Below are 26,102 nucleotides of genomic sequence, written 5' to 3'. Positions count from 1 at the left end.
CATGTATTAGGCATGCCGCCAGCGTTCGTCCTGAGCCAGGATCAAACTCTCCAATAAAGTATTGAAAAGAGCGATTAGCTCATTTTGAATCTGACGAGATTAAAAATCTCATTTGTGCTTCGAAACCATTCAGTCCGAAGACATGTACGATTTCTCAGCGTCGATCTTGCAAGCAAGATCATCACTCACTCGTTGTTCAGTTTTCAAAGATCAAACTTATTTCAGCGCCGACATTCGTTCTCGTCAGCAACTTTTATATCTTATCACATCCGAACCAACTTTGCAAGCTTTTTTTTTAAGTTTCTTTCGAAGCTTATTTTGTTTGCTTGCCGCACCGTGTTTCTCGTGTTTTCTTGGCCGGAATTAGAATATACCATGTACAGATTTAAAACGCAAGCTTTTTTTGAAGAAAAGTTTAAAATAATATAACCACACTAAACTCCCTCAACAAACACTGATATTATACTTCCCGCCCTATCCATAGAAATATACATCAATAGTTCTCCAAAGTTAGCTTTATGAGTTATGAGGTTCGAAGATGTCATTGTATAAGGTTAAACTCATATCGAACCTCTCTATAGATCTTTAGATCACGCTAACAATGTTACTTCATTTTCTCAAGAGGTATCTTTCGTGGCCATAACGTATAGCTGAAGCTAATAATAAAATCGATTCCTAATATCATTCCCCAAATTTGAATAAGACCTGTGAATGCTTCTGTCCGCTCTGCATCACCAATCCACAAAACCATGATATATAGAAACAAACAGCCAATACACCAAGCAGCTAGATGTCTGAACCATCCCTGGATCTCACGATTGGCATGCTCCCTGCCATAGACCTTCTGACCTCTAGGATTATCCCCGCCTTTGAACCAATAGAGAAAGTACCGATCCGCCCAAGCAATCATGCGATGACCATAGACTACACTCACACCTATATAGATCGCCGCTATACCATGGATCGTACTCGCAGTTGCTCCACGTTGAAGATCCATGACCGTTGCCACCAATAACAATACATCCACTATAGGTGTTGCCATGAGAAGAGCGATTCCCGTTCTTTTCATCCCAAGTAGATATCGGACACTCAATCCCGCAGCCACAAACACCCAGAAGGCAATCTCACACCCTATAATAAAATAAGCAATCAAATTCTTACCCCCTTCTTTTTAACACTTGTGTACTAAAAACAATTTAACACGTTTGTATTATAATAAGCAACAATGTATACTTAGAACATGCCTAAAATAGTTGATCACGATAAACAACGTCTGCTTGTTGCGGAAGCGGCATGGCGCGTCATACGCAGGAATGGTATGGAGCATACCTCTGTTCGTAATATTGCAAAAGAAGCTAACCTATCTACAGGTTCAATGCGTCATTATTTCTCTACGCAATCCGATTTGCTCCTATATGCTATGAATCTGGTATCTGAACGAGTTACGCACCGATATCATCAGATGTCACTCACCGGCCCTCCACTGGAGGATATGAAGAAGATATTATTAGAACTCTTGCCTAATACAGACGAGAAGTTTGCAGAGATGGAGGTATGGTTCGCTTTTACTGTAAAATCCAAAACAGATCCGGCGCTCAAGTCGCTTGCGGATAATGTCTATAACGAACTCCGGCGGATGGCTACTTATGTCATCACTTATCTGATGGAGCTTGGGTTAACAAGTCCCGACCTAAACGTAGAACTTGAGATCGAACGATTGTATGCACTAGTCGATGGATTGGCCATTCACGCCATCCTCAGACCTGAATCAATGAATGCGAAGGTTATGGATGACATCCTCACATTACATCTTGCCTCTTTATGCGATTCACAAGAGCCGTGACTAAATACGTTATGCGATGTAAACCCAAAAAAACCGTCAGACATACTGGTTAAATGCCCTGTTATCTCTAACAGCGGCTACACCAATTGTCTGACGGTTTCTTTCCTTATCCGATAATGATCCGTCCTTCTGGATGACGATACAATTTCTTCTCTTTGCGCGGACGAAGCGCATAAGCAATCGTTAACGGCCCAATACGGCCAACAAACATCGTAAATGTAATAATAATCTTACCCCAATCGGTTAACTCATGAGTAACACCCACCGAAAGTCCAACCGTTCCAATTGCCGAGGCAGCCTCAAACATAAGCGCGAGAAACGGCGCATCCTCTGTCGTCAATAAAAGCATGACAACGACCATGAAGATGATTAAAGAGACCATAATAATGGTCAATGCCCGCATAAGCAGTTCCTTTGGAACACGTTGACGGAAGAACACGATATCTTTATTGCCACGAATCATTGCATATACAGCGCCAATCATAATTAAAAATGTTGTCGTTTTGATCCCACCACCCGTCGATCCTGGTGAAGCCCCAATAAACATTAATAGGATGAAAAAGAACTGCGTAGCCTGTCTCATCTCTGTAATATCAATGGTACTCGTACCTGATGAGCGGGTAGACACCGATTGGAATATGGCCGCATATATCTTCTCACTCCAACTCAGCGGTGCCAACGTATGTCCATTGGTGAATTCAAAGATAAATAGGACAATCGCTCCGATCCCAATCAACGCCCCCGATACGGACAGCACTAGCTTGGATTGTAGCGACAAACGGCGGCGTTTGCGATATTCGAATAGATCATTTAGAACTACAAAGCCGAGTCCACCCGAGATGACAAGGATAGAGGCTGTTAGGTTAAACAACCAGTCGCCCCTATAATACTGAAAGCTGTTACCAAATAGGTCGAACCCACCGTTATTAAACAAGGATACCGAGTGAAACACTCCATAGTATGCAGCCTGCACGACAGGCATCTCTGTTGCCCAACGCAACGCCAGTATAATTGCCGCTACTCCCTCAATGGTAAAAGAAAAAATCAGCACCTTACGGATGATACGTACAATACCCTCCATACTATCCGCGTTAATGGCCTCTTTGAGCAGTAACCTATCCCGAAGTGAGATGCGCTTACCCATAACCAATGCAAACAACGTGGCAATGGTCATAAATCCAAGTCCGCCGAGTTGCATGAGCACCATTATAATAATCTGACCAAATAAATTGAAGGTTGTCCCAACATCTACAACAACCAGTCCGGTCACACATGCCGCAGAGGTAGCCGTAAACAGCGCATCGATAAATGCCAGGTGCTCGCCGCTCTGATTAGAGATCGGAAGCATAAGCAATATCGTACCGATGGAGATGATGAGTATAAAACCACCAACCAGAATCAACGGAGGGGATAGGAATTTAGGAAAGTGAAGCCTGAACTTCATGAAGGGCACCTCTTTTAACAAAATACAAGCATGGTGAGCGGTAAAAGTCCTGCTAGAGCTAGCTTCATCTTCATATGAAGCCTGAGAAATTATCATGATGTTTCCTTCGCTCTAACGATCCTTCTATGTAAACCTAAAGAGGAACTTGCCTCAGCTTAAACTGAATGGCAGGTTCCTCTTCTATTATGAACGCATAGCACGTTCCTTATTAATCTTGTGTACGTGGACGCATATGAGGGAAGAGCAGTACATCCCGAATGGATGGTGAGTTTGTGAGCAACATGATCAGTCGGTCAATCCCGATGCCCAGTCCACCTGTCGGTGGCATACCATATTCGAGCGCACGAATGAAGTCATCATCCATCTCATGTGCCTCATCATTCCCGTGTTCCTTCTCAAGCATCTGTGCTTCAAAACGCTGACGCTGGTCAATTGGATCATTCAACTCAGTGAAGGCATTCGCATGCTCACGTCCAACGATGAACAACTCGAAGCGGTCCGTAAAGCGTGGATCTACATCGCTTTTCTTCGCCAGTGGCGAAATTTCAAGCGGATGTCCCATAATGAAAGTTGGCTGAATTAACGTTTCTTCTACAAACTGCTCGAAGAACGCGTTCAGAATATGACCAAATGTCATATGCTTCTCAACCGGAACCTTATGCTCCTTCGCCAAGCTGTGTGCTTCCTCATCTGTCATATGCACGGAGAAGTCTACACCCACCACTTCTTTAACCGCATCTACCATCGTAACCCGGCGCCATTCTGGCTTAAGATTCACTTCATGCTCTCCATACTGAATGACTTGCGTACCCAATACTTCCTGAGCAATATGTGCAACCAGATTTTCTGTTAAATGCATGATATCTTTGTAGTCAGCATATGCTTCATACAATTCAATCATCGTGAATTCCGGATTGTGACGTGTTGACATCCCTTCGTTCCGATATACACGGCCGATTTCATACACTTTCTCCAATCCGCCAACAATCAGGCGTTTCAGGTGAAGCTCAATCGCGATCCGCATGTACAGTTCCATGTCCAATGCATTGTGATGCGTGATAAACGGACGTGCCGCAGCCCCACCTGCGATCGTATGCAGAGTCGGTGTTTCCACTTCCAGGTATCCCAGAGAATCCAAATAACGACGCATAGACTGAATGATTTTGGAACGCAAAATAAACGTCTGTTGCACATCCGGGCTCATAATCAGGTCAACATAGCGCTGACGATAACGCAGCTCTACATCAGTAAGACCATGGAATTTGTCCGGTAGCGGATAGAGGGATTTGGAGAGCACTTCTAGATCTTTCACTTTAACGGAAGTTTCGCCCGTTTTCGTCTTGAAGATCACACCGCTAACTCCAACAATATCTCCTAGATCCAGCAGGCTGAATGCCGCGTATTTGTCCTCTGCCACGGTATCCTGACGAACATAGATCTGGATTCTGCCGCTCAGGTCCTGAATATGCGCAAAGCTTGCCTTACCCATTCCCCGCTTCGCCATAATCCGTCCGGCAATACTGACTTCGATCTGCTTCTCTTCCAGCTCTTCCTTAGTCAGTTCTTCATACTTCTTCAAAATAGAACCGGCTTCTTCGGTACGCACGTATTTTTGGCCAAAAGGATCAATCCCCAATTTGCGGAGCTCGTCCAATTTGTCGCGGCGAATTTGCAAAAGCTCGCTAAGTTCGGTTTCCTGATTCAAGACTTCATCCGTCATGATCTGTATTCATCTCCTTATTTACATTGCAGACATTCTCAGAGGTGTCACCCTCATATGATGAAAAAGCTTCCCTAAGGAAGCTTTTGTCTTTCGTGTCCTACTGCTTCATTGCTACGATTACTTTTTAATATCTACAATTTTATATTGAATTACGCCAGCAGGTACGCTCACATCAACAACTGTACCTTTTTTCTTGCCCAAAATCGCTTTACCAACAGGACTTTCGTTCGAAATTTTGTTCTGAAGCGGATTAGATTCCGCAGTACCTACAATAGTATATTCTGTGATATCACCGAACTCGAGATCTTCTACAGTAACGGTTGCACCGATACTTACAGCATCTGTGTCGATCTCGTCACTGTTAATGATTCGAGCGTTACGCAGCAATTTCTCCAATGTAATGATACGACCTTCGATAAAAGCCTGTTCATTCTTAGCATCTTCATATTCGGAGTTTTCACTGATATCTCCATAACCGATGGCTACTTTGATCCGTTCAGCCACTTCACGGCGCTTCACTGATTTTAGTGTTTCCAGTTCTTCTTCCAGCTTCTTGAGTCCTTCTGGTGTAAGGATAACTTCCTTATCGCTCATCTCAACCGATTCTCCTGTCATGGGAATAATTTGATTGCATGGCAACGGAATCCATGCCGTTTGTTCACAGAGCTCCGCCCACATACATCTTAGAAACTATATGAAGTTCTCCGGAGAAACAGAACGTCCTCCTGATGCACTAACCTTATGACGCACATGGCGAATTTATACTGTGAAATTATAGGGTAACGGTCTCGAAAAGTCAATGTTACGCCCCTTATATCTGTAAACGTTTTACAATCTGAGTTTAGGATGCATTGCCTGCTGCAACCGGTTCAGTTTCTAGGTTACCTTCCAACTTCAGTCTACCTACAAAATCCTCCAAAATCTGCACCATCTCATCACGTTTAGTACCTTCCATAATGATATCTTTGATCCTAGCGGAACCTTTCAGTCCTTTCAGATACCAAGCTAAATGTTTACGCATCTCACGTACAGCAACCGTCTCGTTCTTCAATGCGATCAGGCGATCCATATGCAGAATTGCAACACGAATCTTCTCCTCACCATTCGGATCAGGGAGTAATTCACCTGTGCTTAAGTATTGAATCGTACGGTATAACATCCATGGATTCCCCAAGGCAGCACGACCAATCATCACGCCGTCACATCCCGTTTCATCTAACATACGGCGGGCATCCTCCGGTGAAGATACATCGCCGTTCCCAATTACCGGGATCGAGACAGCCTCTTTTACATCCTTAATGTGTGACCAATCTGCCGTACCTGTATAGAGCTGCTCCCGTGTTCTTCCGTGCACACTTACCGCTTGACCGCCAGCACGTTCAATCGCAAGTGCATTCTCAACCGCAAAGATATGTTCGCTATCCCAGCCGATCCTCATCTTAACCGTTACCGGCTTCTCAACAGCATCCACGACAGCGGAGACCATTTCGTAGATCTTATTTGGATCAAGCAACCATCTTGCACCTGCATCACATTTCGTCACTTTAGGTACAGGACAGCCCATGTTAATGTCGATAATGTCTGCATTCGTTTCTTTGTCTACGATTTTGGCTGCTTCGATAAGTGAATCGCGATCGCCTCCAAAGATTTGCAGGCTTAGTGGTTTCTCACGTTCATCAACAAACAGCATCTCACGTGTACGCTGATTGCCATGCACGATGGCTTTACCACTTACCATCTCCGCACATACGAGGCCTGTTCCGAATTCCTTCGCGATCAAACGAAAGGCCGGATTACATACACCAGCCATCGGCGCAAGTACGACCTGGTTTTTCATTTCAATGCCACCAATTTTCAGCATGTTAGTCGTTACACTCCTCATCAAACCGTAGGACTCTTACTTGAGTCCCCGTAATGTTCCAGTTATTTGTATTCAGGTTGTATTTCGTATTTCGTACACATGGTGTTTAATCATGATTGATCTATACGAATCAACAGCGCTATATAAAATCAACGATTATTAAGATATCTTTATGGTTATGCCCTCAAGAGCACATGAGTGATGACTTACTCGCCTCTTATCTCCGATACACTAATCCCTAACATCTCTGCAATCCGATTCAGCTCCTGTTCGGATACTTTGCGATTGCCACGTTCAATGGTTCCAAGCGTCGCCAGTGAGATGCGCGTCTTCGAAGCAAGCTCTTGTTGTGTCAAACCTTTCAGCTTCCGGAATGCCCGGATTCGATTGGCCAATTGCACGTTTTCCAAAGCTGTATTCCATCCTTTCCATCGAGAACAGACAACGATGCATGTACAAATTCATACAAGCCCGAAGGCTCATTCTTCATGACAACGTCTGACAACGGAACTAACACAAATGCACGTTCACCCATGCGTGGGTGAGGCAGTTGAAGTACTTCGGTCTCCCGCGTCTCTCCAGCGACCCAGAGCAAATCCAGATCAACGGTACGAGGACCCCAACGAATATCACGAACACGTCCAAGCCGGTTCTCAACATCTAATAATTCCGTGAGCAATTGCTCCGGTGTCAATTGTGTCGTTACAGCTATAGCCATATTTAGAAACGCAGGCTGATCCACATATCCGACAGGATCCGTCTCATAGAGCGCAGAACAGCGCAGTATAGATATATGCGAATGTGCATCCAGGAGCGTTAACGCTTCAAGCAATGTCTGCTCTCGATCGCCTAAATTGGCCCCTAAAGCAATATAAGCCTCTGAAGAATCAGAGGTCGAATGTGCAATCATGATCGGTTCTCACTTTCTTGTGCGGCGAAGCTCTACCGTTACGCCCCCAAAATGAATATCAAATGGTGGATGTGGCTTCGTCACTTTGACTGTCAATGCATTGATAATAGTATAAGTGTCTAGTAAAGAAGATGCAATATGCTCACCTAAAGCTTCAATTAACTGGAATGAAGTATTTTCGACAATATGCTTCACTAGTTCATGAATCTCTGCATAATTAATTGTTTTGGTTAAGTCATCATTACGTCCGGCCTCGCCCAAGTCCATATCAATATCCAGATCAATATAATAACGCTGTCCAAGCTTCCGCTCTTCCTCAAATACCCCGTGATATCCGTAATACTCCATCCGGTGTAGCACCATTCTATCCATTATATAACCGCCTATCCTTTTATAATAAAAAACATGCTCTCGTTACTACACAGCCAATTTATTTTCTTCGCAAACCAGGAGACGCATATAACATGGCATCACACATGTCTACCGTTCGACGAATTGATTTTACATCATGGACACGTACCATCTGACAGCCTTGTGCAATGCCAAAAGCTACAGTTGCAGCTGTGCCCTCTACTGCATCATCGGCCTGAACCCCCAAGGTGTTCTGGATGAACCTCTTACGTGAGGTTGCCAGTAGAACAGGATAACCTAGCTCGTTCAGCATAGCTAATGAAGACATCAAGGTGAGATTCTCCTTCAAATCCTTTACGAAGCCGATTCCCGGATCAATGATAATCTGATCCTGATGTACACCTGCCTTCAGGGCAATCTGTACACTTTCCTCGATATCCTGCACAACATCCTGTAAATAATTAGAGTAGTCTCGTTTTTGTCGATTGTGCATCAACATCAGAGGGCAACCAAGCTCTGCCGCTGTTTGTGCCATAGCTGGGTCTGCTTTCGCTCCCCACACATCATTGATGATATGTGCCCCAGCCAGAATAGCCTGCCGAGCTACATCCGCCTTGTAGGTATCCACCGATATTGGAATATGTGGAGCTTGCTGATGCAGTGCTTTAATTACCGGAATAATCCGGCTTAATTCCTCCTCGGAATTCACAACCTGTGAGCCTGGTCTCGTGGATTCTCCACCGATATCAATTAGATCAGCGCCGTCCTCTATCATCTGTATGGCATGAGCCACAGCTAGATCAACATGATTGTAGCGCCCGCCATCGGAGAATGAATCAGGCGTGACGTTCAAGATGCCCATAATTAATGTCCGATCTCCAAGTTTTAATTCCGCTGGGCCAAAGGAATATGTTCGTTCATATATAACCGGCGTAAGTGTCATGAAGTATACCCCGCTTTCTCTCGATACATACCCAGAAGTAAGAATGTAACTGGGCCTATTTGTCCGTTGCTAATGATTGTTTCCGTTCCATGTTGATCACGCAAAGTCGTGACAGGGACAAGCTCTGTTACCGACCCTGTCAGGAAAGCCTCGTCTGCATGCAGCAGCTCATCCCAGCGAAATAATCCCTCTTTACAAGGAATACCTTGCTGTAATGCTAACTCCAATACAACAGCACGGGTGATGCCTGGTAAAATACCAGTCTCAACCGCTGGTGTATACAACACACCCTGCATCACCCAAAATACGTTGCTTACAATTCCCTCTGCCACATAGCCGCTACGTGTTAATTGCAGTCCTTCTGCGCCTTGGGCTGGTGCCCCATATCCATTCAACTCCCGCTTAGCAAGAATGCTGTTCATATAATGTAACGACTTGAAGCGTACATGCCCCTCCGGCGTATTGCGAGGTGTCGTTAAACATTGAAGCATTTTGCCCTGCTCATAGAGAGAGGAGGATAGAGACGGTAACTCTTTAGCCAGCACGATATGATTGGGCTGAATATAATCTCCGGATGGTAATCCAAGAGGAGCTTCACCCGCCGAGATGGTATAACGCACATAAGCATCTTCTAACTCATTCGCTTGTAACAAACGCTGAATCCAATCCGTCACCTGTGCTGTTGTTACCGTAAAAGGAATACCTAGTTCATGGCATCCAGTAGCCATCCGCTCTAAATGCTGCTCCAGCAGAAACGGCACACCACGATACGTCCGAAATGTCTCGAACAAACCAAGTCCATATAAAAAGCCGTGATCCGTTACCGGAATCACGGCAGCCGCCATATGGATTACGTCTCCGTTGATCGCGGCATAGTTCATGTTATACGGTCACCCGCCCGGACAAGAAGTTACGTAACATCTGATGACCGTGATCGGTAATAATAGATTCTGGATGGAACTGAACGCCTTCAATCGCATACTCTTTATGACGCAATCCCATGATCTCACCTTCAGCAGTTTCTGCTGTGATCTCTAAACAGTCTGGTAAGCTACTGCGCTCAACAATCAAGGAATGGTAACGTGTAGCTGTAAAAGGTGACGGTAATCCAGCAAAGACGGATGTTCCGTTATGATGCATCTCGGATGTCTTACCATGCATCATGCGATCTGCTCGAATCACATTACCCCCGAAGGCCTGTCCAATGGATTGATGTCCTAGACATACGCCAAAGATCGGGATGCTACCCTTGAAGTGATCAATAACAGCCAAGCTGATCCCTGCTTCAGTTGGCGTGCAAGGGCCTGGAGAGATCAGAATATGATCAGGTGCCAGAGCTTCAATACCTACCAGATCAATTTCATCGTTGCGACGTACTTCCACAGTCTCACCTAGTTCACCAAGATATTGAACCAGGTTGTACGTGAAGGAATCGTAATTATCGATAACCAGTATCATATGCCTGCTCCTCCTATTTATCCGTCAACACAGTGACGGTTGCTTCATTTTTTAGTTTACAACCAATTCAGACCGATTCCGTTGTTATTTCTAGCGACTTCTCTGCCTGTATGGATTCCTCGCTATATTGCACAGCTCTCATCATCGCTCTCGCCTTATTGCGACATTCCTTATATTCACGATATGGATCTGAATCAATGACGATGCCTGCTCCTGCCTGTACGTATCCTATGTCATCTTTGATCGCCAGTGTACGAATCACGATGTTCAATTCCATATTGCCACTGTAATCCATCCATCCGATCGAACCTGTGTATGGCCCACGACGTACCGGCTCCAGCTCCTCAATAATCTCCATTGTACGTACCTTAGGCGCTCCGGTAATCGTCCCACCTGGGAATGTAGCCGCAATGACATCAAAAGCAGATAAACCCGTTGCCAGCGTCCCCTCAACCTGAGACACCAAATGCATCACATGGGAGTATTTCTCGATCGTCATCAACTCTGGAACATGCACCGACCCATAGGCTGCAATTCTCCCTATATCATTGCGCTCCAGATCCACCAGCATAATATGCTCAGCCCGTTCCTTGTCGCTGTTCAGCAACTCGGAAGCCATCAGCTCATCCTCAGCCTCGTCCCGTCCACGTCTGCGAGTACCGGCTATGGGACGCGCGCTGACTTTGCCATTGTCCACCTTAACGAGTAGCTCCGGAGAACCACTGACCAGTTGAAATTCAGGACTGCGTAACATCCCCATATATGGGGATGGATTAACGAGACGTAGCCACTCATAGATATGCTCTGCCTTGGTATTCAGCTGCTTTTCCTGTCGTAATGACAGGTTTACCTGAAATACATCTCCCTGCCGGATATATTCCTGCACCTGATGCACGGCTTGTTCGAACTGTTGCTGAGGAAATGCTGTCTTCCAGCCTTCTGTTTCCAGATCCGTTACGTCTTCCTGCTGTGACAAAAGTAATCGTTGCTTCCGCTCCGTTGAGACTTGCAATTGATGCTCACCTTGGGCAACCGTCCATATGTTCAACCATTGCTCTTGCATCAAGGCTGCACGCTGCTCTGCCTCAACGTACAACTTAGATAACGCTTGTTCACTTCGATCTTCCGGCATTGCCATATGAACCATGCAGAACAAAGCCTGTAGCTCATGATCATACGCCCAGATTTCTTCAAAGCGCATCCACCAGTAGTCCGGTAGCTCTGGATCATCCTCAGCAATCGTTGGCAACTTCTCTAAAGATCGAGCTATATCATAGCTGAGATATCCAGCACAGCCACCCCCGAAATCGGGTGCTCCTTCTACCTTTGGAGCACGGTAGGCTGCTGACCATCGTTTCAACACATCAAGCGGCTTGCCGCTCTCAGTGGTTGTATCTCCTTTTTCGAGGTCATAAATGATTGCTTCGCTGCCTTTGCCAGAGATCACGGAAACGGGATGTAGTCCAAGAAATGTGTATCTTCCGCCCTTTCCATTCTCTAACACCATTGCATAAGGTGAAGCCTGCTGCCAAGCTTCTTCCCAGGTTAACGGTAAACCGCCATGATCCGGCTCATCATCCGACTTCATCATATATGGCAGCATGGTCCAGCCTAGTTTGGCCCACTCTGTCCAGTCGGCGTATGTTGTCATCACGTGTGTCATTGCGGTGTACCGCCCTCCATCTGTCGCTAGTTCTATTGTCTGATAGTATACTAAAGCACCGCTCCTTTTAAAAGCGTTCAGCAAAAAATCCTCCTCGCCCTTCATATGGGCAAGGAGGATTGAATGTATATTCGGTACAAAATTAAGCTTCGAAGTTGTATAGTGGTGTGCTCAAATAACGTTCGCCGTTACTTGGTACAATAACCACTACACGCTTGCCTTCCCCCAATTGTTTAGCGATTTGCAAACCTGCACGAATCGCTGCACCAGAAGAGATACCAGATAGGATACCTTCTTCTTTGGCTACCAAGCGAGCTGTTTCGAATGCATCGTCATTCTCAATGTGAATGATCTCATCGTAAATTTCTTGATCCAAAATTTCAGGAATGAAGTTGGCACCGATTCCCTGAATTTTGTGAGGTCCTGGCTTACCGCCAGCCAAAATTGGCGAAGCCGCTGGCTCTACAGCAATAACTTTTACAGAAGGGAATGCTTCTTTCAGCACTTCACCTGTTCCTGTAATTGTACCGCCTGTACCAATCCCTGCAACGAAAGCATCCAACGTACCACCCACAGATTGAATCGCTTCAACAATCTCAGGGCCAGTCGTTTCACGGTGGATTTTCACGTTGGCTTTATTTTTAAATTGCTCAGCCATGAAATAGGTCGGATTCTCTTTCAGGAGCTCTTCCGCTTTTTTGACAGCACCATTCATACCTTCAGCGCCAGGCGTGAGCACGAGCTCAGCACCATAAGCACGAAGCAAGTTACGGCGCTCCAAGCTCATTGTTTCAGGCATAACAATAACGGACTTATAGCCTTTAGCTGCAGCCACCATCGCGAGACCGATTCCTGTGTTACCACTTGTTGCTTCAATAATGGTATCACCTGGTTTCAACTTGCCTTCTTTTTCCGCTTCTTCTACAATGCTAACTGCAATACGGTCTTTAACGCTTGACCCTGGATTTTGATACTCCAGCTTCACGAATATTTCAGCACTGCCTTCTGGTACGATACGGTTCAGACGAACAAGCGGAGTACCTCCGATGAGTTCTGTTACGTTATTTACTACTTTAGCCATATGAATGCCCTCCTTAGTTGGATGAATAATACTTGGTGCGGTTACCTATACATGTACGGCTGAAGCAGCCTCTGGTTGTTATAGAAGAACTGCGGAAATCCGTTAACATCCATGCTGACAGCTATGTCCTCTAACCAGTATGGGGATTCCGTAGGTTTCTTTTTTGGTTTTTATTTTTATTCCGAGTAAACGAGTAGGTATTTGATTATTTTCATCTTATCAACCTTACGCCCTATTGTCAATATGAGTACTAAAAAAAATACTCTGCCTTGGGCCTTAAGCCTGTAGACAGAGTATTTTTATCACGATGAAGTTAATTCGCAAGATCTATTCATAGATTATGACGCCGGAATATCGGAAACGACCACCGCTTCATACTTGTTTCGAAGTCTTTCTTCCACCTGGGGAAGAGGGTCTGCTTGACTTAACGCCAGCTGCATCCGAATTTCTTCGTGAGCCTCTTCTGCCGATTGCTCCTGACGTTCCTGAATATCGTTCAATTTGATGATAGCATAACCTTCTTGAATATCCACAGGTCCTGCAATATCGCCGATCTCCAATTGACCTGCAAGGTTCAATACTTCTTCGGGTTGAAATGGATCATTCTGCTCAATCCAGCCTAGTTTCCCACCCAAATCACGAGAGAAGCTATCGGTTGATTCGACGCGTGCGGTCTGCTCGAAGTCTGCCCCGTTTTCCAGAGCTTCCAATAAGGAATCCGCTTCTCTTTTATCCTTCACCACAATCATGGACAGATCATACTTCTCCGGGGAAACGTAATCTTCTTGATGCTCGTTCCAGTAACGCTCGATATCTGAATCCTTAATCTGAATGCTGCTCGTTGCAATCTTCTCCAAGAGAAGCCTATACCCTGCCTCCAGTTCAAGATCCTGCCTAGATAAACCGAGCTGAGATTGCATCTCTTCATAATACGATTGTTCCGAATCATATCCATCCATTGCATTGGTAAGTTCCTTCGCAATTTCTCCAGGTGTTACCGTTAGATTACGTGCAATGGCTTCGGCATATACTGCTTTGCGGTTGAGCATCTGAAGCAATAATTCGCTGCCATAGCGCTTCTTCAAAGCATCTGTCCAATCTTTATCCGTGATCACTTCTCCGTTAATTGTGGCTACAGCGCTACCTTCCTCTTGACCCGAATCATGGGGCAGCTCACCCTCTTCACGACCTGTCCTGAGACCCTGCACCACCATGACCGAACCCATCACAAGCATACCAAGCGTCAAGACAATTACAGCCGCCCATAATCCTTTTTCTTGCCTTGTCATTCCGTATCCCGTCCCCGCTAGAATCAGTTCTTGGCTTGCTCCAGAATGGTCTCGAGTTGTTCCTTATTGAAATCATACGCTTCATTACAGAATTGACATACCACTTCAGCCTGACCTTCTTCTTCAATCAATTGTTCCATCTCAGATTGGCCTAAGCTAATGAGCGTTTGCTCTACGCGTTCCCGTGAACACTCACAACGGAATCGAATATCCATCTCATCTAGTACTTGTACATCAGGGAGGATTCGAGTCAACAATTGTTCGAGCTCAAGTCCTTGATCCAGCAAGGTTGTAACTGGCGGCAGTGTGCCGATGGACTTTTCAATAACCGTAATCTCATCATCAGATAGCCCTGGAAGGAGCTGTACAATAAATCCACCTGCCACGATCACTGAGTTATCCGTATCAACCAGAACACCTACACCTACAGCAGACGGCGTTTGCTCTGACTTAGCAAAATAATACGTGAAATCTTCACCTAGTTCACCAGAGATAATTGGGACACTACCGCGGTAAGGTTCTTTCAGTCCAAGGTCCTTCGTTACATTGACGAAACCTTCCGTTCCTACTGCACCCGCAACATCCAGTTTACCCATACTATTGCTAGGCAAGTGCACGTGTGGATTGGAAACATAACCACGCACTTCGCCTTTCGCATTAGCGTCTGCTACAATCTGGCCGATTGGGCCATCGCCCTTAACCTGAATGGTGAGCTTCTCTTCTCCCTTAAGCATAGCACCCATGATAGCCGCAGCTGTAAGGGTACGCCCCATGGCAGCTGTAGCCGTGGGAAACGTATCGTGTCTTCTGCGCAGCTCCTCAACCAATTCTGTCGTCTGGACAGCAAATGCTCTAACCCGTCCATCCATTGCTGTACCTCGAATTAATCGATCTTGTTTTTTGTTTTCCAAGTCATTCAGCCTCCTTTGGCGTTTTGCCATTTATTTTTGTGTGTCCATCTAATGTAGAAGAAAAAAAACGGCACAACACGTAAGACTGTCTAATCAGCCCGCTGTCTGCGCCCTTTGATCTTACCTTTCCCGGTTCCGCTCATAAATGATACGCAGCCCTTCAAGCGTAAGCAGCGGATCGACTTCTTCGATGCTGCGGGTTTCTTCTGCAATCAAGGCAGCAAGTCCACCGGTCGCGATGACCTTTGGCTTCGCTCCCAGCTCCTCACGAATGCGTTCCACGATCCCATCTACCTGCCCTGCATAACCATAGATAATACCCGCCTGCATGGCATGAACCGTATTACGGCCTATGACCTTCTTGGGTTTCTCTAACTCAATACGGGGTAACTTAGACGCCCGCTCGTACAGTGCTTCGGTGGCAATATGAATGCCTGGTACGATGGCACCACCTAAATAATTGCCTTTCTCGTCAATGCAGTCAAATGTCGTCGCTGTTCCGAAATCAACAACAACAAGTGGCCCCCCATATTTATGAACGGCTGCTACTGCATTCACGATTCGATCTGCACCTACTTCACGAGGGTTCTCGTAACGCAGATTAAGTCCTGTCTTAATTCCAGGCCCAACAAGCATTGGCTTTTTGCCAACATACTTAGCACACATCGTTTCAATCACATTCACCAGTGGTGGAACGACAGATGAAATGATAACTCCTTCAATGTCACGTGTAGAGATACCGGACATATGAAATAAATTATAAATCAATACGCCGTATTCATCCACTGTGGACTGACGAGATGTGCTCAAGCGAAAATGGTGAAGCAACGTTCGACCTTGATATACACCAAGAACGATATTGCTGTTGCCCACGTCTACTACAAGAATCAAAGAGGTTCACCCCTCTTTCTTTTCGTTTAAATCAAGGCTAATATCCAGGCTCTCAAAAGAGTAGGTTAACCTGCCAACTGAGATTACATCCACACCACTCTCTGCAATGCCACGAATCGTTTTCAAAGAGACGTTACCTGATGCCTCAACTTTCACATGCGGAGACTGCTCACGGATTATCGCAACTGCCTCACGCATACGATCTGGGTGCATGTTATCCAGCATAATGATATCCGCTCCAGCTTGCAATGCCTCTCGTACCTGATTCAGGTCTTCCGTCTCCACTTCAATGGTCATGGTATGCGGAACAGCTGCCCTAGCACGCTCAACTGCGGCTGTAATGCCACCTGAACCCTTGATATGATTATCTTTAATCATAACCGCATCATATAAACCAAAGCGATGATTCGATCCACCACCCACACGCACGGCGTATTTCTCAAGTAATCGATGACCCGGTGTAGTCTTACGTGTATCTACAAGCTTCGTGGCTAGGCCTTCAATTGCTTCCACATAAGAACGAGTACGAGTAGCAATACCCGACATCCGTTGCAACAGGTTAAGAGCCAGCCGTTCGCCTGTTAACAAGCAGTGTGTACTTCCTTCCACCCCAGCCAGTATAGTACCTGTTGTAACCAAGTCGCCATCTTGAACCAGCGGTTTAAATACTAACGCGGGGTCTACGACTTGAAACACCAGTTCAGCTACATTGATACCTGCAATGATACCATTGTCTTTGGCATGAATAACCGCCTTGGATTGATGGCCTGCTGGAATCGTTACACTGGAGGTCACATCCCCGGCACCAACATCCTCACGAAGCCAGCTTTTAATTTGTTCGATGAGTTCCTCATTATATCCGTTCAATATCATGACATCAATTCCTCCACAATCGCTTGTTCTCGCTGCTGCAGACTATGCTTCTGCCAGACTACATCATCACGCTGCGGGAAATCTTCCCGATAGTGTGCCCCTCGGCTTTCCTGCCGATGTAACGCACCTGTAGTCACTAGCCATGCACATGTCAAAAGGTTGGCATACTCCATCTCTTCCCTTTGTGTAAGCATCTGGTCAAAATAGTGTAATTCATGCTGAAGCTGTTCCATAGCTCCTTGCAGATTAACCCCGTTGCGGCGCAGACCAACATAACGAACCATCATTTTTTGTAGTCGTAGACGTCGTTCAGATACAGGTCTTTGCTCTGCCACGACTTTTCTTCCGATACCTCCAGCAAAGTGCTCATAACGTATTGGAGCCAGCGGCGGAAGGGTAAGAACTCGCTCCACTATTCTTCGCCCAAACACGATGGCTTCTGACAAGGAATTGCTCGCCAGACGATTCGCTCCGTGTACTCCTGTAGATGAAACCTCCCCACATGCGAACAACCTGCCAATACTGCTCTCGCCGCTAAGGTCTGTCTTCACACCACCCATCATGTAATGGGCTGCAGGTGCAACTGGAATCCAGTCTGTGGTCATATCAAGCCCGTACCTCATGCAGGTTTCATGAATAGTGGGAAAGCGATGCTTGATCAGTTCGGTTGATTCATGCGTAATGTCTAAGTAGACGAAGGTGCTGTTGGTGGCTTCCATTTCACTGACAATCGCTCTAGCTACAATATCACGAGGAGCCAGCTCAAGCTGTTCATGATAGCGTTCCATGAAACGTTCGCCCTTCACATTGCGCAAAACAGCACCTTCACCCCGTACCGCCTCCGATATGAGGAAACGTGGGGCTCCCGGGTAACATAAGGAGGTCGGATGAAATTGAATGAACTCCATGTCCCGAATGACAGCCCCGGCACGATAAGCCACAGCTACCCCATCAGCCGTTGCGACCTCTGGATTCGTAGTGTATCGATACAACTGTCCAGCACCGCCAGAGCATAGAACTGTTGCCTGAGCTTTTACAAACACCTGTGAGCCATCTGCTTTTTGGACAAGGGCTCCTATACATTCACCATGATCAGTGATCAAATCAATAACAAAATGTTCATCCCATACTTCAATGCCAGGGTGTTCATTCGCCACTACAGCCAGCGCTCGCACAATTTCATACCCTGTTGCATCTCCATTTGCATGCAAAATACGGCGGTGGCTATGCGCTCCTTCCTGCGTCAATGCCAGCACGCCGTTCTCCTCATCGAATGCTGTTCCCAGTCTGATTAATTCCTTAACACCATCTGGGCCTTCATTTACCAACGCCTCAACCGCTGCGGAGCGGCATAAGCCTGCTCCAGCGATTAACGTATCCTGTAAATGGTATGCGGGGGAATCATCCTCTGCAATGACAGCGGCAATTCCTCCTTGGGCATACCGTGTGTTGCTTTCCAATAACGATTTCTTCGTAATCATCAACACGCGGCGCTCTTCACCGGCTTTGATGGCAGTGAACAATCCCGCAATGCCTGAACCAATCACTAGCACATCCGTCTCGACTACAGGCAGCGAGGAGAGATCAAAATCGACTAAGTATGAAGGTATCATATTATTCACCCGTCTTGGAGCAAGAGTAACGCACGTTACTTCACCAGTAACATACGCTCTAGTGATTCTCTAGCTTTGTCAGCAACAGCTGGTGGTACGTAAATTTGCGGCTTCATCGTTTCCAGACACTTCACCAGCTTCTTCAGGTTATTCACCTTCATGTTAGGGCAAACGAGAAACTTGGTGGCAAAATGGAACTGTTTATCTGGGCTATCCAGACGGAGCTGATACCCTGTTCCATCTTCTGTACCTACGATGAACTCTTTCGTTGTGGACTTCTTGCAGTATTCAAGAATAGCCGTAGTGCTGCCTACAAAATCACCCATCTCCACTACTTCTGGGCGACATTCAGGATGGACAACAAATTCAGCATTCGGATATTTAGCTCTCATCTCTACAACATCTTTAACTGTAAGCATATCGTGGGTATTGCAGTAGCCCTCCCAGATAATCATCTTTTTGTCCGTATGTTGCTGCACATAATGACCTAGATTTTTATCAGGTACCCAGATAATTTCATCGGAATCAACAGATTGGATCACTTTAACAGCATTTGCTGAGGTACAACAGATATCCGTTTCTGCTTTGATCTCCGCCGAGGAATTGATATACGTAACCACTTTGGCATTTGGATGTTGTGCTTTTAACTTACGGAGCCCTTCAACGTTGACCATATCGGCCATCGGGCAACCTGCACGTTCATCCGGAATAATAACCGTTTTGTTTGGTGCCAGAATTTTAGCGCTTTCACCCATAAAATGAACCCCGCAGAATACGATTACATCTGCATCGGTCTCTGCAGCTTTTTGAGCTAACAGAAATGAATCTCCGCGAAAATCGGCAACTTCCTGTACTTCATCACGTTGGTAATAATGAGCAAGAATAATAGCATTACGTTCCTTTTTCAACTCCATCAGCCGCTCACGCAACTCACGGTTCATCTCAGCCTTGCGCTCTAAAGCCAGAGCTTCCACCTGTGATCCTCTCCTTTATCGGGACAGTGTTGTTCACTGTTTCGTATGACTGTCTACGTCACCATTTTTCGCTTGAGAAACGAATCACAAGCGGTTTAACACCTAATGTACACAACGTTCACGACTCTGTCAATAAATGAAAAGGCTGCAGAACTCCCCGATAACTACCCATTTTCTGCATGGTTCTTCCTCAATCTCGTCATTATCGTTATATATAATTTAAAATAATCGGTATGTATATCATCATTCCACTTGAATTGATTCTAAGACATAAAAAAGGAGAGCCCTTGGGCTCTCCTCTTTGTATCTGTCATTAGACAGATCATTAATTTAGATTATGATGTTGGTTTCGTTCCACCATCATCTGGATCATTACCGTTAGGTTTATCCAGATTCGGAGTTTCGTTAGGAATATCACCCGATGGTGTTCCAGGTGTTTCATCCTTGCCTTGAATACGGACACGCACATCGCCGATGTTATCAACGATTGGCTCTCCGCTTTCGCTCGGCGTACCTTCATCATCATTGTTGCTCTCAGCTACCGGAGTCAGAGAACCTGTCTCGATCAATTGCTTGATCTGATCCATTTCCAAAGTCTCCACTTCAAGCAACGTTTCTGCGATCAGATGCATCTCTCTCGTATGTTTTACGAGCAAGTCCTTACATTTCTCGTAACAATCGTTAATAAAGCGCTGCATTTCCTGATCAATCTCATATGCAATGGAATCAGAGTAATTCTGTTCATGTCCAATATCACGACCAAGGAACACTTGTCCTTGTGAACTTCCGAATTGCATTGGACCCAATTTTTCACTCATACCATATTCCATAACCATGCTACGAACAATACCTGTCGCTTGTTGGAAGTCGCTGTACGCACCCGTACCAATTTCGCCGATGAACAATTCTTCTGCAACACGGCCTCCAAGGAGTCCTGTTACTTTGTCGAGCAGCTCTTGCTTGGTGACAAGCATACGATCTTCTTTTGGCAACATGATTACATATCCACCCGCACGTCCGCGCGGAATGATAGTAACTTTATGTACCATATCGGCATGTTCCAAGAAATAACCAACGATGGTGTGACCTGCTTCGTGATAAGCAACAATTCGTTTCTCACGGTCACTGATAACACGGCTCTTCTTCTCCGTACCAACAATGACACGGTCAATCGCCTCGTCAACTTCTTTCATGGAGATATCTCTACGATTACGACGTGCTGCAAGCAATGCCGCTTCGTTCAAGAGATTCTCTAGATCAGCACCAGAGAAGCCCGTTGTACGTTTCGCGATAACATCCATCTTCACATCTTTGGTCAGAGGTTTGTTACGAGAGTGTACTTTCAAGACAGCTTCACGGCCTTTAACATCTGGGCGGTCAACCGTAATTTGACGGTCAAAACGTCCTGGACGCAGCAAGGCAGGGTCAAGAATATCTGCACGGTTCGTTGCAGCTACGATGATGATACCTTCGTTAGCGCCGAATCCGTCCATTTCAACGAGCAACTGGTTGAGCGTCTGTTCACGTTCATCGTGTCCACCGCCAAGGCCAGCTCCACGCTGACGTCCCACAGCATCAATCTCATCAATAAAGATGATACATGGGGCATTTTTCTTCGCATTTTCAAACAAATCACGTACACGTGATGCACCGACACCGACGAACATTTCTACGAAGTCAGAACCGGAAATACTGAAGAACGGTACACCCGCTTCACCGGCTACGGCACGTGCGAGCAATGTTTTACCAGTACCCGGAGGACCTACGAGCAATACGCCCTTAGGAATACGTGCACCTACTGCTGCAAATTTACGAGGATCTTTGAGGAAGTCAACGACTTCAACAAGTTCCTGCTTCTCTTCATCAGCACCAGCAACGTCTTCAAACGTAACCCGTTTTTTCTCTTCGTTATAGAGACGAGCACGACTTTTACCAAAGTTCATTACTTTACCGCCGCCGCCTTGCGCCTGATTAAACAGGAAGAAGAACAACAGGAACATAATGATCAAAGGAATAAAAGAGGTCAACAGTGTCAGCCAGATACTGTCACGTCTCATTGGCTCCTGATTAAACTGAAAATTATTAGTTTCACTTGCCGCTACAAGCTCACTAATCGCTTCATCCGTAGGAGGAATATACGTTGAGAAGTTTTCTGATTTGGCTTCTGCAGGCTTCTCTTTGTATTGACCGGTTACCAGAAACGACTGACCGTCGAATTGAACCGTCAATTCAGCAACATTGTTTGCCTTAACTGCTGCACGCAACTGATCATATCTAGGATTATCGGTGGCTTCGCCGCCATTGCTGACGAATTGGACTATGCCCACCACGACTAAAAAAAGAATTAAATAAAAAGCAGAATTCCGGATGAACCGATTCATCCCCTACCTCCTCTCGAGACACTTTAATTATTTTAACATAGCCCGACACGGCTTCTCAACAGAAGCCAAAAAACTCTCAAGGCTTGGGTCCAGGATGATATTAGCTGGTGTAGACTTCCGGCTTCAAAATCCCGATATAAGGAAGATTCCGGTACTGCTCAGCGTAATCCAAACCGTATCCAACGATGAATGCGTCAGGAATGTCAAAGCCTGTGTAATGAGCTTCTAGCTCGACCTTACGGCCTGATGGCTTATCAAACAGCGTGACTACACGCACAGACTTGGAGCCACGGTTTTCAAGAAGATCAATCAAATAACTGAGTGTGAGTCCACTATCAATAATGTCTTCGACAATCAGGACCTCGCGACCTTCAACCGAAACATCCAGATCCTTAATGATTTTGACAACACCTGACGATTTGGTGGAAGCGCCATAACTGGATACTGCCATAAAATCCATTTCAACAGGTACCGTTATGTTCTTAACCAAATCAGCCATAAATATAAACGCACCTTTGAGCACGCAAATGACCAAAGGGTTGCGACCTTCATACTCGGCACTTAATGTTGCGCCTAATTCTTTAACCTTACTCTGAATCTCTTCTTCGCTAATCAATACTTCTTGAATATCATTCTGCAACTGTGCGAACCTCCTAAAGTTATACTATGAAAGCCTTACCTGAACCATAACCACTACCCCTGAATCGCTGAATCGCCTACAGTCATGTATAAAATTGCGGAAGTATCCTCTTGAACCGGTGCTACGTTCGAGCGACGAACACCAGGCAACCAAATAATGTTGCCCGCTCCATCACACACTACTGGAATTCGTGGACGGACAGAGGGTGGGATTTTCTCATCGATGAAAATATTTTTCACCTTTTTGCTTCCGTTTAATCCCATGACTTTCATGGTATCTCCAGGTAACCGTGAACGCACAATCAGCGGCATAACCAGTTTATCCGCATCGAATGCGGCTTGGTTCGCTGATTCCGGTACAAGATAGTCCTCGGGGATTACGGTCGTCAAGCGAAGAAATCGATTGATTTCGGAGAGGGAAAACTCATACGTTTCTCTCCAATTCGTTAGACGATACTCGTAGGTTTGATCCTGTACGTCATTCCGTATGCCAAAGGAGATCAAATCATACTCCCGGGTACAGACAAGTGTCTGTCCTATATCCAGGCTCCAGGTCGTCACAGAGGGCTCCATCACCTTCCGGCGAATGGTTTCGATACGGGTAAAGTCGACAAAATCACTGTCCAAAGGCAGATAATTCAATATTAGTTTAATCAACCTTCGTTGTAAAGCGACATGTAACTTCAAAAAGGAAGGCACCTCAAAGGTTAGCCTCCCGCCGTTCTCCTGCACTAGACACCTGTATGCGTCATATGCACCTTGTTCCATGAAATCGTCTTCATCGCCTACAATTTCAGCGAGTCGATTCAATGACGGCGTTAACTGTCCATTATACTGCCCCAAAAAAGGAAGGACATCCAAGCGAATGGCATTACGCCGATATTTACGCAGGGAGTTACTCTCATCCGTAAAGTACGGAAATCCCCTGGTATTACAAGCTTCTACAAGGTCTGTCTTGTTTATACGAAGACATGGACGAATAAGTTCCACATTTTTTTCACGCCGTTTAAACTTCATTCCACTCAGTCCAGATAGGCCGCTGCCACGCAGCAAATGAAGCATGACCGTCTCCGCCTGATCGTCGGCATGATGAGCAAGTGCAATGCTTGCTGCATCGTATTTGCTTGCCACCTCATGTAAAAATGCATAACGTCTATCTCGTGCAGCCTCTTGAGATCCTTGACCTGTAATCTTCATATAAGAAGGAATATCTGCTCGTATCCACTCAAATGGCAATCCCAAACGGGCTGCCAGTGCCTCCACCATTTCCGCTTCTTGATCAGATTCACTTCGAAATCCATGATGTACATGAGCACAGATCAATTCTAACGGCATATGGCTTGAGCTTATCTCGTGCATGATATGCAAAAAAGCCACCGAGTCCGGCCCGCCCGACACAGCGACGACAATCCGATCCCCAGGAACCCATAATTGATGCTCTTCCGCTGCATCCAGAACATGTTTCACCAGCTTGTCCCAGCGTAAAGCTTCCATACCTTTTCCTCATTCCTTACGTTATGTATATGCACCCTGAACATTAGAACCGAAGCGCATAGATCAGTACCCCAATAAGTAGTATAACGGATACAGCAAATGAATTTTTGAGCCATCTTGGTGTTGAGTGCTGAGAACGACGTCTCGAAGGAATCGGCCGAGCCATGAGCTCCTTCCAACCTTTGGTCGCATGTTCGGCATCCCGGAATTGACCTCGCAGCGCCTGGATCATCCAATGACGAAACGGTCTGAGTCGTTCACTCCGCTCCACCAAGCTCACCAGTTGGTTCACACTCCGCAATTGTGGTAACCCTTCAGCAGCAAGTGCCTTGAGCGCATCAGCCTCCAATACATGAATCATCAGCATGGCAAAAGCAAATACATCATAGCTGCTGTCAGCAGTCCGACTTCCAGCATTCCAGAATCCACGGTCGTACCACTCTGTAAACTGTTTGACACTTCGACCAATCGATGTAACTCCACCATAATCAATAAGTTCTACATGACCATAATCGGATACGAGTACATTCTGGGGTTTAAGATCACCAAATACCCACCCTGCCTGATGCAGCTGTGCCAATTTTTGCAGAAGTCTGAGTCCAACCAAAAGTGTCCATTCCGTACCCTGACGTCGAATGAAGTGATGTAAAGCCTCACCTCGAACGTAACGCATCACGTAAAAAGGAATATCACGGTCACGAACGGCATAATCATCCACATCTTTGAGATAGGAGGGAATGCCGCTCTGCCGAAGGGCCTCATGATTGCGCTGTAATTGAAAAGATTTGAGCACATTGATCTCTGATTGCAAATCTACGGGATCAAACCCCATTTTAAGTGCATAGTGTTTGCCATTTTCACCCCGCTGGACAAGAAAAACGATGCCGTTAGCTCCTTTGCCCAGCAACTTTCGAATCGTATAACGGCTGCGATTCCATTTCCCAGTAATAACTGTTCCTGGCGGGAAAGAGGCGTCAGACAACGTTGTCACCGAGCATCCCTTCTCTTTCAATGCGATATTTCCCTTCTATTTCCTGCTGTCCCTCCAGTGTACCATATCGGTAAAAATCAATCACCTTCTGAATCGCAGGACCTGTGGGCGTCGCTCCCCTCATCTGCAGTCGTCCGAACAGAGATCGGACACTACTCGGATCGGTTGTCCAGTTAATATCCATGACAGCATCCTCACCACTGTGACGTCCAGGAAAATGAAATACCGAAAGTCGGCTTGATCCAGCACGAGCTTGTAGACTTAACATCAAATCTCGTATTCCCTCTTCTACGGCTGCAAGCTTAGGCTTCATACTCGCACTTACATCGATTAGCAGAATGACCTGCAACGGGGCGGTTTCCGCCATATTATCCATCACTTCCACGACCTGAGCACGACGCTCTGGGTCAAGGTCAGTCACCGTTTTGGGACTTTGATCTCCCAAAATTTGTGTTAGCTCTCTATTAACCGCCTGCTGAATCGTCTGAACCACTGTTTTTCTAGTCATCATCTGCATGGTGTGAGCAAGCTGCCTTGTCCCCACAATCTGACTGATCCCGCCCCCAGCCTTCGCAATCTCTTCTATTTCCCGGCTTCCTAGCTCACCTATCGTGCCATAATCTATAACGCCAACAACATTGACCGTAATCCCTTCCTCGTTCGCTTCAGAAGCAGCGAGTACTGGGCTTGTCCCTACATTTGAACAACCGTCGGTTATCAACAAAATTTGCTTCATTCGATATCCCTCCGCTTCATAACTCTCCAACTC

General features: G+C 45.9%; 25 protein-coding genes. 1 reads left to right on the top strand and 24 read right to left on the bottom strand.

Features of this window, described 5'->3' with window-relative positions; translation table 11 throughout:
- Positions 1–604 precede the first annotated feature (604 nt).
- Positions 605–1,153, bottom strand: a complete 549-nt coding sequence (locus MH215_RS27290) for a hypothetical protein (protein ID WP_239294081.1) — start codon at positions 1,151–1,153, stop codon at positions 605–607.
- A gap of 87 nt (positions 1,154–1,240) precedes the next feature.
- Here MH215_RS27290 and MH215_RS27285 point away from each other — a divergent pair, with 87 nt between their 5' ends.
- Positions 1,241–1,843, top strand: coding sequence for a TetR/AcrR family transcriptional regulator (locus MH215_RS27285; protein ID WP_239294080.1), 603 nt, complete (start codon positions 1,241–1,243; stop codon positions 1,841–1,843).
- A gap of 106 nt (positions 1,844–1,949) precedes the next feature.
- Here the strand turns inward: MH215_RS27285 and MH215_RS27280 are convergent, their stop codons facing one another.
- The 23 genes from MH215_RS27280 to MH215_RS27170 form a co-directional block, all read right to left on the bottom strand.
- Entirely contained in the window at positions 1,950–3,383 is a 1,434-nt protein-coding gene (locus MH215_RS27280; protein WP_275446357.1) for a TrkH family potassium uptake protein, read from the bottom strand.
- Positions 3,384–3,495: 112 nt separating this feature from the next.
- A complete protein-coding gene (gene lysS / locus MH215_RS27275) occupies positions 3,496–5,007 on the bottom strand; it encodes a lysine--tRNA ligase (RefSeq protein WP_239294079.1) in 1,512 nt (503 codons plus the stop codon).
- 120 nt (positions 5,008–5,127) lie between these two features.
- Positions 5,128–5,604, bottom strand: a complete 477-nt coding sequence (gene greA, locus MH215_RS27270; RefSeq protein ID WP_056697486.1) for a transcription elongation factor GreA — start codon at positions 5,602–5,604, stop codon at positions 5,128–5,130.
- A gap of 247 nt (positions 5,605–5,851) precedes the next feature.
- Positions 5,852–6,871 (bottom strand): tRNA dihydrouridine synthase DusB, encoded by a 1,020-nt coding sequence (dusB, locus tag MH215_RS27265; protein WP_056697465.1) that lies wholly within the window; start codon positions 6,869–6,871, stop codon positions 5,852–5,854.
- 206 nt (positions 6,872–7,077) lie between these two features.
- Positions 7,078–7,281 carry a helix-turn-helix domain-containing protein gene (locus tag MH215_RS27260; protein ID WP_056697464.1) on the bottom strand — a complete coding sequence of 68 codons (204 nt, stop codon included), beginning with the start codon at positions 7,279–7,281 and terminating at the stop codon, positions 7,078–7,080.
- The gene (gene folK, locus MH215_RS27255; RefSeq protein ID WP_239294078.1) at positions 7,233–7,781 is read right to left on the bottom strand and encodes a 2-amino-4-hydroxy-6-hydroxymethyldihydropteridine diphosphokinase; all 549 of its coding nucleotides are present in this window, start codon (positions 7,779–7,781) and stop codon (positions 7,233–7,235) included. Before folK ends, MH215_RS27260 begins: the two co-directional genes overlap by 49 nt.
- Before the next feature lie 9 nt (positions 7,782–7,790).
- Complete coding sequence (folB, locus tag MH215_RS27250; RefSeq protein ID WP_056697460.1) at positions 7,791–8,153, bottom strand: dihydroneopterin aldolase; 363 nt, start codon at positions 8,151–8,153, stop codon at positions 7,791–7,793.
- Positions 8,154–8,211: 58 nt separating this feature from the next.
- Positions 8,212–9,075 (bottom strand): dihydropteroate synthase, encoded by an 864-nt coding sequence (gene folP, locus MH215_RS27245; protein ID WP_239294077.1) that lies wholly within the window; start codon positions 9,073–9,075, stop codon positions 8,212–8,214.
- The gene (locus tag MH215_RS27240) at positions 9,072–9,956 is read right to left on the bottom strand and encodes an aminotransferase class IV (protein WP_239294076.1); all 885 of its coding nucleotides are present in this window, start codon (positions 9,954–9,956) and stop codon (positions 9,072–9,074) included. Before MH215_RS27240 ends, folP begins: the two co-directional genes overlap by 4 nt.
- A 1-nt stretch (position 9,957) precedes the next feature.
- The gene (pabA, locus tag MH215_RS27235) at positions 9,958–10,533 is read right to left on the bottom strand and encodes an aminodeoxychorismate/anthranilate synthase component II (protein WP_239294075.1); all 576 of its coding nucleotides are present in this window, start codon (positions 10,531–10,533) and stop codon (positions 9,958–9,960) included.
- Positions 10,534–10,600: 67 nt separating this feature from the next.
- Positions 10,601–12,196 carry an anthranilate synthase component I family protein gene (locus tag MH215_RS27230; protein WP_239294083.1) on the bottom strand — a complete coding sequence of 532 codons (1,596 nt, stop codon included), beginning with the start codon at positions 12,194–12,196 and terminating at the stop codon, positions 10,601–10,603.
- A gap of 142 nt (positions 12,197–12,338) precedes the next feature.
- Positions 12,339–13,277 (bottom strand): cysteine synthase A, encoded by a 939-nt coding sequence (gene cysK / locus MH215_RS27225; protein WP_239294074.1) that lies wholly within the window; start codon positions 13,275–13,277, stop codon positions 12,339–12,341.
- 338 nt (positions 13,278–13,615) lie between these two features.
- Positions 13,616–14,566: a peptidyl-prolyl cis-trans isomerase gene (locus MH215_RS27220; RefSeq protein ID WP_239294073.1), complete on the bottom strand. Its 951-nt coding sequence runs from the start codon at positions 14,564–14,566 to the stop codon at positions 13,616–13,618.
- 23 nt (positions 14,567–14,589) lie between these two features.
- On the bottom strand, positions 14,590–15,507 hold the full coding sequence (gene hslO / locus MH215_RS27215; protein WP_145053202.1) for an Hsp33 family molecular chaperone HslO: 918 nt from the start codon (positions 15,505–15,507) through the stop codon (positions 14,590–14,592).
- 90 nt (positions 15,508–15,597) lie between these two features.
- Positions 15,598–16,368, bottom strand: coding sequence for a type III pantothenate kinase (locus MH215_RS27210; RefSeq protein WP_056697447.1), 771 nt, complete (start codon positions 16,366–16,368; stop codon positions 15,598–15,600).
- A gap of 6 nt (positions 16,369–16,374) precedes the next feature.
- A complete protein-coding gene (nadC, locus tag MH215_RS27205) occupies positions 16,375–17,241 on the bottom strand; it encodes a carboxylating nicotinate-nucleotide diphosphorylase (RefSeq protein ID WP_239294072.1) in 867 nt (288 codons plus the stop codon).
- The gene (gene nadB / locus MH215_RS27200) at positions 17,238–18,854 is read right to left on the bottom strand and encodes an L-aspartate oxidase (RefSeq protein ID WP_239294071.1); all 1,617 of its coding nucleotides are present in this window, start codon (positions 18,852–18,854) and stop codon (positions 17,238–17,240) included. Before nadB ends, nadC begins: the two co-directional genes overlap by 4 nt.
- 35 nt (positions 18,855–18,889) lie before the next feature.
- Positions 18,890–19,828, bottom strand: coding sequence for a quinolinate synthase NadA (nadA, locus tag MH215_RS27195; RefSeq protein ID WP_056697442.1), 939 nt, complete (start codon positions 19,826–19,828; stop codon positions 18,890–18,892).
- 335 nt (positions 19,829–20,163) lie between these two features.
- Complete coding sequence (gene ftsH, locus MH215_RS27190; RefSeq protein WP_239294070.1) at positions 20,164–22,209, bottom strand: ATP-dependent zinc metalloprotease FtsH; 2,046 nt, start codon at positions 22,207–22,209, stop codon at positions 20,164–20,166.
- A 100-nt stretch (positions 22,210–22,309) separates the two neighbouring features.
- Entirely contained in the window at positions 22,310–22,849 is a 540-nt protein-coding gene (gene hpt, locus MH215_RS27185) for a hypoxanthine phosphoribosyltransferase (RefSeq protein WP_056697438.1), read from the bottom strand.
- A 53-nt stretch (positions 22,850–22,902) separates the two neighbouring features.
- Positions 22,903–24,342 (bottom strand): tRNA lysidine(34) synthetase TilS, encoded by a 1,440-nt coding sequence (gene tilS, locus MH215_RS27180; protein ID WP_239294069.1) that lies wholly within the window; start codon positions 24,340–24,342, stop codon positions 22,903–22,905.
- A 43-nt stretch (positions 24,343–24,385) separates the two neighbouring features.
- Positions 24,386–25,333: a serine/threonine protein kinase gene (locus MH215_RS27175; RefSeq protein WP_239294068.1), complete on the bottom strand. Its 948-nt coding sequence runs from the start codon at positions 25,331–25,333 to the stop codon at positions 24,386–24,388.
- A complete protein-coding gene (locus MH215_RS27170) occupies positions 25,317–26,069 on the bottom strand; it encodes a vWA domain-containing protein (RefSeq protein WP_239294067.1) in 753 nt (250 codons plus the stop codon). Before MH215_RS27170 ends, MH215_RS27175 begins: the two co-directional genes overlap by 17 nt.
- Positions 26,070–26,102 lie beyond the last annotated feature (33 nt).

Source organism: Paenibacillus sp. ACRSA (genome assembly GCF_022346845.1).
In the GTDB taxonomy this organism is placed as follows: Bacteria; Bacillota; Bacilli; order Paenibacillales; family Paenibacillaceae; genus Paenibacillus.
Note: the sequence above shows the minus strand (reverse complement) of the source record. Positions and strands in the feature narration are given on the sequence as shown.

Coding starts and splice junctions, on each gene's coding strand:
- MH215_RS27170 (WP_239294067.1), bottom strand. CDS start 26,069: ATGAAGCAAATTTTGTTGATAACCGACGGTTGTTCAAATGTAGGGACA.
- pabA (WP_239294075.1), bottom strand. CDS start 10,533: ATGATACTGGTTATCGATAATTACGATTCCTTCACGTACAACCTGGTT.
- MH215_RS27230 (WP_239294083.1), bottom strand. CDS start 12,196: ATGACACACGTGATGACAACATACGCCGACTGGACAGAGTGGGCCAAA.
- dusB (WP_056697465.1), bottom strand. CDS start 6,871: ATGCTGAAAATTGGTGGCATTGAAATGAAAAACCAGGTCGTACTTGCG.
- hslO (WP_145053202.1), bottom strand. CDS start 15,507: ATGGCAAAACGCCAAAGGAGGCTGAATGACTTGGAAAACAAAAAACAA.
- ftsH (WP_239294070.1), bottom strand. CDS start 22,209: ATGAATCGGTTCATCCGGAATTCTGCTTTTTATTTAATTCTTTTTTTA.
- folP (WP_239294077.1), bottom strand. CDS start 9,075: ATGACACTTACGCCGGTTATATATGAACGAACATATTCCTTTGGCCCA.
- MH215_RS27220 (WP_239294073.1), bottom strand. CDS start 14,566: ATGACAAGGCAAGAAAAAGGATTATGGGCGGCTGTAATTGTCTTGACG.
- greA (WP_056697486.1), bottom strand. CDS start 5,604: ATGAGCGATAAGGAAGTTATCCTTACACCAGAAGGACTCAAGAAGCTG.
- cysK (WP_239294074.1), bottom strand. CDS start 13,277: ATGGCTAAAGTAGTAAATAACGTAACAGAACTCATCGGAGGTACTCCG.
- tilS (WP_239294069.1), bottom strand. CDS start 24,342: ATGGAAGCTTTACGCTGGGACAAGCTGGTGAAACATGTTCTGGATGCA.
- nadB (WP_239294071.1), bottom strand. CDS start 18,854: ATGATACCTTCATACTTAGTCGATTTTGATCTCTCCTCGCTGCCTGTA.
- folK (WP_239294078.1), bottom strand. CDS start 7,781: ATGATTGCACATTCGACCTCTGATTCTTCAGAGGCTTATATTGCTTTA.
- lysS (WP_239294079.1), bottom strand. CDS start 5,007: ATGACGGATGAAGTCTTGAATCAGGAAACCGAACTTAGCGAGCTTTTG.
- MH215_RS27285 (WP_239294080.1), top strand. CDS start 1,241: ATGCCTAAAATAGTTGATCACGATAAACAACGTCTGCTTGTTGCGGAA.
- folB (WP_056697460.1), bottom strand. CDS start 8,153: ATGGATAGAATGGTGCTACACCGGATGGAGTATTACGGATATCACGGG.
- MH215_RS27280 (WP_275446357.1), bottom strand. CDS start 3,383: ATGATAATTTCTCAGGCTTCATATGAAGATGAAGCTAGCTCTAGCAGG.
- MH215_RS27240 (WP_239294076.1), bottom strand. CDS start 9,956: ATGAACTATGCCGCGATCAACGGAGACGTAATCCATATGGCGGCTGCC.
- nadC (WP_239294072.1), bottom strand. CDS start 17,241: ATGATATTGAACGGATATAATGAGGAACTCATCGAACAAATTAAAAGC.